Source organism: Actinoplanes sp. NPDC051633 (assembly GCF_040681735.1).
Lineage (GTDB): Bacteria > Actinomycetota > Actinomycetes > Mycobacteriales > Micromonosporaceae > Actinoplanes.
In genome coordinates, this window is the sequence record NZ_JBFAZH010000371.1 from 1 (window position 1) to 6,483 (window position 6,483).

At 74.0% G+C, this 6,483-nt stretch carries 8 protein-coding genes and 1 pseudogene; 5 read left to right on the top strand and 4 right to left on the bottom strand.

The window, feature by feature from the left end:
• Positions 1 to 680 (top strand): serine hydrolase domain-containing protein (locus AB0M20_RS20855; RefSeq protein ID WP_364300451.1); only part of this gene is annotated, 680 nt, incomplete at its 5' end.
• A 4-nt stretch (positions 681 to 684) separates the two neighbouring features.
• Here the strand turns inward: AB0M20_RS20855 and AB0M20_RS20860 are convergent.
• The 3 genes from AB0M20_RS20860 to AB0M20_RS20870 are packed head-to-tail and all read right to left on the bottom strand — an operon-like array spanning position 685 to position 2,743.
• On the bottom strand, positions 685 to 1,269 hold the full coding sequence (locus tag AB0M20_RS20860; protein ID WP_364300453.1) for a dihydrofolate reductase family protein: 585 nt from the start codon (positions 1,267 to 1,269) through the stop codon (positions 685 to 687).
• Between the two features lie 11 nt (positions 1,270 to 1,280).
• Positions 1,281 to 2,090, bottom strand: coding sequence for a protein phosphatase 2C domain-containing protein (locus tag AB0M20_RS20865; protein ID WP_364300455.1), 810 nt, complete (start codon positions 2,088 to 2,090; stop codon positions 1,281 to 1,283).
• Positions 2,087 to 2,743 carry a hypothetical protein gene (locus AB0M20_RS20870; RefSeq protein WP_364300457.1) on the bottom strand — a complete coding sequence of 219 codons (657 nt, stop codon included), beginning with the start codon at positions 2,741 to 2,743 and terminating at the stop codon, positions 2,087 to 2,089. Before AB0M20_RS20870 ends, AB0M20_RS20865 begins: the two co-directional genes overlap by 4 nt.
• 118 nt (positions 2,744 to 2,861) lie before the next feature.
• Here AB0M20_RS20870 and AB0M20_RS20875 point away from each other — a divergent pair, with 118 nt between their 5' ends.
• The 4 genes from AB0M20_RS20875 to AB0M20_RS20890 are packed head-to-tail and all read left to right on the top strand — an operon-like array spanning position 2,862 to position 6,052.
• Positions 2,862 to 3,809 carry a hypothetical protein gene (locus tag AB0M20_RS20875; protein ID WP_364300459.1) on the top strand — a complete coding sequence of 316 codons (948 nt, stop codon included), beginning with the start codon at positions 2,862 to 2,864 and terminating at the stop codon, positions 3,807 to 3,809.
• 25 nt (positions 3,810 to 3,834) lie between these two features.
• Positions 3,835 to 4,224 (top strand): VOC family protein, encoded by a 390-nt coding sequence (locus AB0M20_RS20880; RefSeq protein WP_364300461.1) that lies wholly within the window; start codon positions 3,835 to 3,837, stop codon positions 4,222 to 4,224.
• The gene (locus tag AB0M20_RS20885; protein WP_364300463.1) at positions 4,221 to 5,303 is read left to right on the top strand and encodes a pyridoxal-phosphate dependent enzyme; all 1,083 of its coding nucleotides are present in this window, start codon (positions 4,221 to 4,223) and stop codon (positions 5,301 to 5,303) included. Before AB0M20_RS20880 ends, AB0M20_RS20885 begins: the two co-directional genes overlap by 4 nt.
• Positions 5,300 to 6,052 (top strand): class I SAM-dependent methyltransferase, encoded by a 753-nt coding sequence (locus AB0M20_RS20890; protein WP_364300465.1) that lies wholly within the window; start codon positions 5,300 to 5,302, stop codon positions 6,050 to 6,052. Before AB0M20_RS20885 ends, AB0M20_RS20890 begins: the two co-directional genes overlap by 4 nt.
• Here AB0M20_RS20890 and AB0M20_RS20895 read toward each other — a convergent pair.
• Positions 6,042 to 6,483, bottom strand: a pseudogene (locus AB0M20_RS20895) (class I SAM-dependent methyltransferase); the annotation flags it as partial. The gene AB0M20_RS20890 and the pseudogene AB0M20_RS20895 sit on opposite strands and share 11 nt — an antisense overlap.

The following is a 6,483-nucleotide window of genomic DNA, read 5'->3' on the forward strand; positions in this document are numbered from 1 at the left end:
ACTGGGAGCCCGGCACGGCGAGCGGATACCACGGGCTCACCCAGGGCTACCTGGTCGGGGAGGTGGTGCGGCGGATCACCGGGCGCTCGGTGGGGACGGTGCTCCGCGACGAGATCACCGGGCCGCTGGGGGCCGACTTCCACATCGGCCTGCCGGCGTCCGAGGAGGCGCGGGTCGCCGAACTGGTGTCGCCGCCGGCCGGGCCGCCCGAGTTCGGCCCGACCGACCAGCAGGCCCGGGTGGCCGGCAACCCCGGGCCGGAGGTGTCGGAGGTCAACTCCCGGGCCTGGCGGGCGGCCGAGATCCCGGCCGCCGGCGGCACGGGCAACGCCCGCTCGGTCGCGCGGATCCACACCATCCTCGCCAACGGGGGCGTCGCCGGGGGACGGCGGTTCATGTCCGAGGCCGGCTGCCGGCGCGCCCTCGAGCCGCAGATCGAGGGCCGGGACCTGATCCTCGGCATGCCGGTGCGGTTCGGCATGGGATTCGCCCTCGGCAACGGCATGATGCCCAACCTGGGCACCCTGTACTGGGGCGGTTACGGCGGCTCGCTGGCCATCATCGACCTCGACGCTCGCACCACGTTCTGCTACGTGATGAACAGGATGTCCGGCACGGTCGCCGACATGCGGGGCTTCGGCCTCGCGATGGCCGTCTGGGAGGCGATGGGGATCCTGTGACCGCCTACCGCTGGACGCGGTAGCGCAGGTGCAGCACGTGCTGGCCCGGGTCGTCGACCTGCTCGGTGCGCATCTGCCGGACCAGCTCCAGCTCGACGTGCTCGGCCGCGAGGTGGTCGAAGAGCCGGCGGCCGCGGCCCAGCAGCACCGGGACCACGTGCAGCTCCAGCTCGTCCACCTCGCCGGCGCGCAGCAGCGCCTGCGCCGCGCCGGCGCCGTGCACCATGGCGACCCCGTCCCCGACCGCGGCCCGGCCCAGCGCGGCGCACTCGGCCACGTCGGTGACGTAGCGGACGGAGCCCGGCGGCGCCTCGCCGGGGACCTCGTGGGTCAGGACGAAGATCGGCACACCGTTGTGGTGGTCACCGCCCCAGCGGCCGGCCAGCTCGTACGTCCGGCGGCCGGAGATCAGCGCCCGGGTGGCCAGCGAGTCCGCGTAGACCTCGCCGCTCGGTCCGGGATCGTTGCGCTTGTCGAGCCAGTTGAACAGCCGGAACCCGCCGACGCCCAGCGGGGCGTCCGGCCCGTCGTCCGGACCGGTGACGTAGCCGTCCAGCGACATCGTCATGTCCACCCGAATGCTGCTCATGGCCGGTCAGCCTAGCGGCGCACGGCCATCAGCAGTGTCTTGTCGTCACCCGACGAGGCCGCGAACTCGCGGGACCGCAGCCTGCGACTCAGCACCCGCGCGTCCACCGCGTCGTCGCGGAACGTGTCGAAGTACTCGTCGAAGCCGGCCGGCGCCACGTGGTACGCGGATCCGTCCGGCGCGTATGCCGCCCGGAGCATGCCGTCGACCACGCCGCCGGTGCCGAGCGCGACGCCGCTGAGCGCCGTGTCCGCCAGCACTCCGTGCCGCAGATCCTCGTCCCGGTGCGGGGAGGTCAGGTAGACGGCCCCGGAGAGGCCTGGGTTCACCGCACTTGCCGGAGGCTCAGCGGCCGGTACTAGCACTGCCCGGGGCGCCACCACCAGCGACGAGCCGCCCGGGTCGCGCTGCGCCACCAGGAAGCAGCCGCCGACGCAGACGTAGGCCAGGAACGGCGGCGCCAGGATCACCGCCAGCAACGTGGTCGAGTAGTCCGCCCGAGGGCCGCCGGCGTGGGCCACCTCCTCGTCGAAGCCGCTCAGGCACTCGTCCGCGAAGGCCAGCGTCGCACTGCGCCAGCCGGCCAGCCCCACGGGCGGCTCCGGAAAGCACCGCACCGCCGCTGCGATCGCCGCCTCCACCGCGAAGTTCGACCCGAGCGTGGCCCGCGCGGCCGGCCCGGCGCCGTCCGCCACGGCCAGCGCGTGCAGGCCGCCCGGCAGCATCCGCTGGCGTACGCTGTCCTGATTGGACAGCTCGACGTTGGCGTGTTGCGGCCCGGCCACCGATCCCGCGACGACTCGCCAGCTCGCGGCGTTCATCGGCGGACGGCCTGAACGACGCCGGCCGTCACGAGGAGCGAATCCCGTTCGTGGCTGGAGCTGAGCACGGTCAGCGACCGGCCCGGGTGCACCGGCTCGCCCGGCCGGATCAGCGCCGCCCACACGATCAGCCCGCCGGCGTCGACGAAGCCGCCGTGCGGCCCGAAGCTGCTCACCGCCGTGACGCGCTGAGGGATTGCGGCGAGCACGTCGTCGGGGAGGGCGGCGCAGGGGAGGGCGGTGGGTGCGGCCGCGCCCATGGGTACGGGATCGGGCGTACGCCGCCGGCGCCGGAGCATCGTCACGAAGAAGCCGGCGGCGCTGAGCAGCGCGATGACCACCGCGGTCCGGATGGAGGCCCAGTAGCCGAGGTCGCCGCCGGTCAGGCCGGCCAGCGTCGTGGCGTTCGCCGGCCGGCCGGGCGGCACGAGCACCACGAGGTCCGCGCCGGGCTGCCGGGAGACCTCGGCCGCGATCCGGGCGTCGTCCAGCCGCCCGTCGCCCGGCCGCATGTCCACCACCGCTACCGATCTGTCGGCGGTCATCGCCCCGGCCACCAGCGGGCTCAGCACGAGCACGGTCGCCGCTCCGATCGCGACCATGGCGGCGATCGCCCACGTTCGCGCCCGGCCGCCGGTAGGTGGTGTCGTCATGCGGCAGAGTCTTCGCCGGCGACACCGCCGCCACCACCGGCCGCCCGCCCGAAGCCCGCGCATGATCGACCTAATCCCCACGCTCGGCGGATGACCACGAACGGGCGACAATCGTCCGATGGACGTTCTGGAATCGCTGGTCGCGTCGCCGGAGCCCGCGATCCGCTGGAAGGCCGGCGGCGGGTCCCGCGCGGAGGTTCGCGACTCGGAGCTGGTCCGGGAGCTGGTCCGGCGCCTGCTGACCGCAGCGGACGCCAACGTCTACGCCAAGTGGCAGGGTGCGCACTGGGGGCTGGGCGCGCTCGCCGACCTCGGCTACCCGCCGGGCGACGAGGCGCTGGTCCCGCTGCGGGAGCGGGTGCTCGCCACCTGGCTGGACGAGGACTATCACCGGGACGTGGAGGTCGCGTCGAGGGCCGCGGCCTATCGGCACGCGGGCGTGCCGGTCATGCGCGGCCGCCATCGGGCGCACGCTTCCCAGCAGGGGTACGCGCTGTGGTACCTGAACACCCTGGGCCTGGCCGACGAGCGCTGCGCTCAGCTGGCCGACCTGCTGCTGCGGTGGCAGTGGCCGGACGGCGGCTGGAACTGCGACCGCGACCCCGAGGCGGACACGTCGTCGTTCATGGAGACGATCCTGCCGATGCGCGGCCTGTGGCGGCACGGAACGCCGCGGGCGAAAGAGGCCGCGAGGGCCGCCGCGGAGGTGTTCCTGACGCGGCGGCTGGTGTTCGGGCGCACCTCCCGGAAGTTGATCCGGGCCGAGTTCGGCCAGCTGCACTACCCGCTCTACTGGCATTACGACGTCCTCGGCGGCCTCAAGGCGATGATGGAGCTCGACCTGCTCGGCGACCCGCGGTGCGCCGACGCCCTGGACCTGCTCGAGTCGATGCGGGTCGCGGACGGCTGGCCGGCGCACGCCCGCCACTACCGCCACCGACCGACGGACGAGATCGCCATGCACCACGACTGGGTCGACTGGGGTGGCACCAGCACCCGCCGGGCCAACCCCTGGGTCACGGCCGACGCCGTGGCGGTGCTGCGCGCGGCCGGGCGCATTGGGTGAGGGGTCCCGGTGTGAGGATGTGGGCATGACCGTGCTGCGTGCCGTGGACTGTGTGCACCTCGTCGTCCCCGATCTGGAGAGCGGGCTGGCCTTCTATCGCGACCGGCTCGGGCACGAGCTGGTGTGGCGCACCGGCGAGGCGGCCGGGCTGCGCCTGCCGGAGACCGGAGCCGAGCTGGTCATCTCGGTCTCGCACGACGGGCCGGTCGTCGACTTCCTGGTGGAGTCGGTCAACGACGCGGTGGCCGAGCTGACCGCCGGCGGCGCCACCGTGCTCGTCGAGCCCTTCGACATCCCGGTCGGCCGGGTCGCGGTGCTGGCCGACCCCTTCGGCAACCGGCTGAGCGTCCTGGACCTCTCCAAGGGCCGCTACACGACCGGCGACGACGGCACGGTCACGGGCGTCGCAGCTTGACCGGCTCCCTGTCCCCGACAGCCCGGGTCGTCGTCAACGGGAACCGCGACGCCTCCTGGACCTGCCGCCCGGCACCGTCCGACGTCCGGGACTTCCACCGCGCCCTGCCCGGGTACGCGCCCACCCGGCTGGTGGGTCTGCACGAAGCCCACGGCCCAGGCTCCCCACGGGTCTTCGCCAAGGACGAAGCCCACCGCCTCGGGTTGCCCGCCTTCAAGGCGCTCGGGGCCTCCTGGGCGATCCACCGGGCGTTGCGGGAGCGCGCCCCGGCCGGGCCGGTCACGATCGTCACCGCGACCGACGGGAACCACGGCCGCGCCGTCGCCCGCTTCGCCCGGGAGTTCGGCCACCGGGCGTCCGTCTTCGTGCCGGACGGCGTGCATCCCGCGGCGGTGCGGGCGATCCGCGACGAGGGCGCGCAGGTCACCCACGTGAGCGGGGACTACGACACCGCGGTGGCCACGGCCGCAGCGGCCGTCGGCGACGGCATTCTGGTGCAGGACACGGCGTGGCCGGGGTACGAGGACATCCCGGGCTGGATCGTCGACGGATACGACACGCTGTTCGCCGAGCTCGACGACCAGCTCGCCGCCGAGGGCATCGCCCGGCCCGGCCTGGTCGTCGTGCCCGCCGGCGTCGGCTCGCTGTTGCAGGCGGCGCTGACGCACTACCGCAGCACGACCGCTCTGCCCGGGACCGCGGTGGTCAGCGTGGAGCCTGAGTCCGCGGCCTGCGTGCTGTCCAGCGTCGCCGCCGGGTATCCCGTCACCGTGGCCACCGGCACCACCAGCATGGCGGGGCTCAACTGCGGGACCGTCTCGTCGCTGGCCTGGCCGCGGATCCGGCCCGGGCTCGACGGATGCGTCGCGGTCACAGACGCCGAGGTGGCGGATGCGGCGCGGAAGCTGGCGAGGCTCGGCATCGACGCCGGCCCGTGCGGTGCGGCGCCGCTCGCCGCGTGGAACGCTCTGCGGGCGGCAGCAACGGATGCGCGGCTGCCGCCGGACACGGTCGTGCTGCTGGTCACCGAGGGGTCCGCCGCCAATCCTGGCCCGGGCTCGTATCGTCTCGAGGCATGAGTGGCGGTGACGTGTGGGAGGTCGGCGACGCCTACGAGGCGTACGTCGGGCGGTGGAGCCGGCTGGTCGCGGCTCGGTTCGTGTCCGGTCTCGGCCAGGAGCCGGGTCTGCGCTGGCTCGATGTCGGCCGCGGCACCGGCGCGCTCAGCGCGGCGATCCCCGCGCCGGCGCGGGTGGTCGGGGTGGACCCTTCGCTGGGCTTCATCCGGAACGGCCGGGACGTCGTCAACGGTGACGGCACCGCGCTGCCGTTCGGCTCGGCCGCCTTCGACGTCGTGGTGAGCGGACTGGCCCTGAACTTCATGCCCGACCCGGCCGCGGGGGCCGGCGAGATGGCCCGCGTCGCGCGCGACGGCGCGACGGTCGCCGCCTACGTCTGGGACTACGGCGACGGGATGCAGATGATGCGGCACTTCTGGGACGCCGCCGCGCAGGTGGATCCGGCGGCCGCCGAGGGCGACGAGCTGAAACGGTTCCCGATCTGCCGGCCCGAGCCGCTGCGCGAGCTGTGGGCCGGCGCCGGGCTGCGCGACGTGACGACCGGCGTGATCGAGATCCCGACGGTGTTCGCCGACTTCGACGACTACTGGACGCCGTTCCTGGGCGGCCAGGGCGCGGCGCCCGCCTACGCGGCCCGGCTGGCCGAGCCGGCCCGCGAGGCGATCCGGCAGACCCTGCGGGATCGATTGGGCGGTGGGCCGATCGAGCTGACCGCCGCGGCCTGGACGGTGCGCGGCGTCAAGTGTTGAGCGGCCGCCGGGCCACGAACAGCACGTGCGTGACCGGCCACTGCATCGGCGTGCCGTCGAGGTGGTGCAGCGACGCCACCGGGTCGAGGCGGTGCTCGACGATCCAGTCGTTGCGGCTCGTGCCGGACATCGGGTCGAGCTCGAAGCCCACGTCGGTGAGCAGCGATTTCCAGTCGGCGAACTCCATGCCGCAGAACTGCTCCTGGACCTCGGACGCCCAGTTGTCCGTGTAGTCCTTGCGGGTCAGGAAGTCCATCGCCGCACCCAGCGACAGCACCACCCCGTCGGGTGTGTCCTCGAAGGAGAACGGGAACGCGAAGTCGGACGCGAACCGGTCGAGTTTGGCCCGGGTGGACAGCTGCGCCACCGGGCCCGAGGCCGCGCCATCGTCGGTCGCGAGCCGCAGCAGGACCGGACGGCTCGGACCGGCC